Source organism: Bacillus sp. 05T31 (genome assembly GCF_056396725.1).
The window spans coordinates 1-3,447 of the sequence record NZ_JBFTMA010000486.1 but is presented as its reverse complement, the minus strand read 5'-3'; the positions used below and the strand labels follow the sequence as shown (position 1 = coordinate 3,447).

3 protein-coding genes are annotated in these 3,447 nt (G+C 30.2%); all 3 read right to left on the bottom strand.

Annotated features, from left to right (window positions below; translation table 11 throughout):
* Positions 1–1,671 (bottom strand): AAA family ATPase (locus tag AC1DJR_RS22520; RefSeq protein ID WP_477003545.1); only part of this gene is annotated, 1,671 nt, incomplete at its 3' end.
* 4 nt (positions 1,672–1,675) lie between these two features.
* Positions 1,676–2,191: an ABC-three component system middle component 2 gene (locus tag AC1DJR_RS22515; protein ID WP_477003544.1), complete on the bottom strand. Its 516-nt coding sequence runs from the start codon at positions 2,189–2,191 to the stop codon at positions 1,676–1,678.
* Positions 2,184–3,284, bottom strand: coding sequence for an ABC-three component system protein (locus tag AC1DJR_RS22510; protein WP_477003543.1), 1,101 nt, complete (start codon positions 3,282–3,284; stop codon positions 2,184–2,186). The genes AC1DJR_RS22515 and AC1DJR_RS22510 overlap by 8 nt, the downstream gene beginning before the upstream one ends.
* Between the last annotated feature and the right edge of the window lie 163 nt (positions 3,285–3,447).

Below are 3,447 nucleotides of genomic sequence, written 5' to 3'. Positions count from 1 at the left end.
ATCTAAAACAATCAGTTTCGGATGAGAACGATCTGGTATACTCGAATATTTCATTAAAGCAATTACAAATGCGCTGTATAAAATGGCTCTTGATCCTTTTCCAAAAGAAGCTCTATTTTTACCATTAATGATTATATCGTCTTTTTTCTCATTAAAATTCACATTTAATTGCGTAGTATCACTGACTTTTTCATCAGAAAAATTCCAGTTTACCAATAAATCCTGAATTATTTCACATAATTTCTCCAACTGAATAGGATACTGACTAATATCCTCACTTTTGGAAATTTCATTATCTTTTTTATCTTTTTTAGTACTAAGTTGTTCTTCTATAATAATTTTTTGATTCTTTAGCTCCCCCATTTCTTTCATGTTAGCTTCGTACTGTACGAATTCTTTTTGTTCTTCTAATAATTTATTAAGTTTATCCATAACATTTAAAGATTTAGKATGTAATTCTATTTCAATTCTTTTTTCGATAGAATCAAGTTCCTCTTCCGATTGATGAATTTCACTTTTTACATCAGTTTGCTCTATATTTAATTCACTCATAGTTTCTTTTAAATCATTTAGGCTTAATAATACTTTTTGAGCTTCAGCATGAAAAGACTCTTCTATCTTCTTAAAATCCTCAACCTCATGATTGTGTGTGTTATCTATACATTGATCATTAGCTTCATTTCCACATAATGGACAATTAATAGTGTTTAATTGATAGAAATAACTATACCCTTCATTAATAAACTGTAATCTCTTTAAATCTGTTTCATAATATTCTTTCAATAACTCAAACCTATTTATTAACTCTCTAATTACTAAAAGACGAGATTTTTTTTGTTGAATACTTCCCCAAACAGCTTGTCTATCTTCAGTAAGTTCATTAATTTCATTATTTATTGCACTTAAATACTCTTCGAGTTCTTTAACTTCTAAAACAAAATTTTCATCTGATATAATTGATTTAATGTCTTTTTGATTTAACCTAACTTGTAAACTCGCAATTAAATATTCTAACATCTCCAATTTCCCATTTAATCTAGCTTTTTGGATTTCTGGGCTACTCTTTTCTTCAAGACAACTATCATCTTTCCCTGTAAGTAAAAATTTAAATATTGATCTTTCTACAGTTTTAGATTGGTGCGAACCAGACAAATACGGTGAACCTTCCGTTATTATCCTATCTTCACTTATAGAGATTATATTCTTAAAGTCTCGAAAACTAATTGTTCTAGTTTTATTACTAGCATTTTTYTTCATCTCTTTAGGACTATCTATTCCACTCTTCAGCAATAAAAACGATGAAATATTTTCCTTATTTTTAGCATTATGTTTTGGTTGCAGTTCGATAAAATTCTTGCTCTTTTTTTCAATTAAATCATATTTTTCTGTATATAACTTAAATTTCCCTCCTACTAAATCTCTCTCTAGGGTATACGTTACATTTGAGTATGTACACATTTCCATAAAAATTTTATTATACTTTTTACCTTCTTTAATCTCCTTAGGCGGCTCTGTAGCCCCTAACATATAATTTATACATTGATAAATATATGACTTTCCTGTATCGGAAGGCCCAGTAATAACGTTTAATCCTTTTTTAAATTTAATCCCTGAATCCTTGACTCCTTCACCAACTGCAATTATTCTACTTATATAAAAACCTGTCTCCATTTGTCTATATCTCCCTTATCAGAGCTTCATTTATAAATTCTCCACCCCATCTATCTATGTTACTTTTTACATATTGTTTAAGGTCACTCTCAGAATAAACATGTAAATTATTCACTACCCATTTTGCATTTTCTTTTAAGTTTTGTAAGTATACAGACGTAAAGTGCTCTAAGAATAAATTCGATATTTCAGAAGTCTCATATTCAATGCCCGTTTCTAAGAAATGGATTTTAATTAAACCTTTACTATACATAAGATTCAATCCTTCTAACATTGCCTTTCTTTTTACAATTAATTCACCAGATCTATGAGGAGTCGCAGGATGGACGCTTGGAGGTCCGCCTACAACATCCCCTGTATGTAATATTAAATAGTCGTATATAACAAGTCTATCGATCCCCAAATATTCTGATTCTAATGTATTTAAAATCACTAAAGCTCGTATTCCTATCTCAAGTGGTGTATTAAATAAATATAAATTCCTTTTCTTATATAATCTTTCCTCTTTCTCACTATTCATCGTCTATCACCCACCTTATATCTTCTCTTTCATTAGCTAAATGATGACAAATACCAGATTTATCATTACTATCCAAAATTGAGGCCAAAGCATTTGTATTTATTACTAACTTTCTTGCCTCTTGCGTTGTTGCTACTACTCTCGCATAGGCATCTTTATGCTCTTCGGATTCTACTATGTCTATTATTCCATCATAGATTTCACCTTTCAACTCTTCAAAGGCGTTTGTTCCAATAGGTAATAAATCTCGTTCGAATTTCATTAATGAATCTGCCTTATAATAATATGTTCTTTGTCTATTAAAATGCCTTTTTATTTTACCATGCTTATTTAAAGAGTTCACATTATCTATTCGCTCTTCTAAATACTCTCCGTAAGCTTCTAATAACTTCGAAACATAAGTTAGCTCGCTCTTGTTTATATTTTCAGGTGGATCTTCAGCAATAGGTCTTGGCTTATGTAAACCTCCACCAAATCTAAAAGAAAAATATGGCGTTTGCATATGTTGTTTAATAAGCTTGTTAGGTTCTATATAATTAAAAATACCAAAATCAAATTTTTCTACATATTCTTTAAAACTTCCTTCTAATAGAACATCTTCTTTTTTGGTAATTTTCTGTTCACAATATGTTCCCCAATTTTCAATTAATCCGCTTTTTAAATCCTCGGGATTATCTAATAAATCTGCTAACGTTTGGCCCACTCCTTTAGGTGTAACAAAATAATATTTTCGAGGTACCTTAAATGCTTTTTTATAAGAATAATAACAAACTTTTCCGAATTCAACCCAAACATTAGATGGTGATAATGGGCTACCATAATGTTTGCATTGATAATTATCCCAAATTAAATTCTCCCTATCTTTACTATACTTTACAAACGCTATCACATCTCTCCCCATATCTCCTGCGCCTCCGCATCTTCTGACGCTCTCATATTTCTCATTCATATATGCATCCAGCCATTCTAATACCATTTCTTCAAACTCATCTGGAGAAAGAAGCTTTAATTTATCCATAGGTGTTACGGGTCTTCCTGCTAAAATCTCTAAATTAGTTAATTTCCGAGGCGGGGTCGGTTTTGAAATTTCCAATAAATCATTTGTCTCTCTTGTCATAATATTGCCTCCGTTAATACATTAAATCTAATAATTTCATTAAATTTATCATCCTTTTAACAGCTCTGTTCTCGTTTTTCATCCAATAATTTATGTTAGTTGTTCAGATGCTTAATAACTTCTTCTAAACCTATTATTC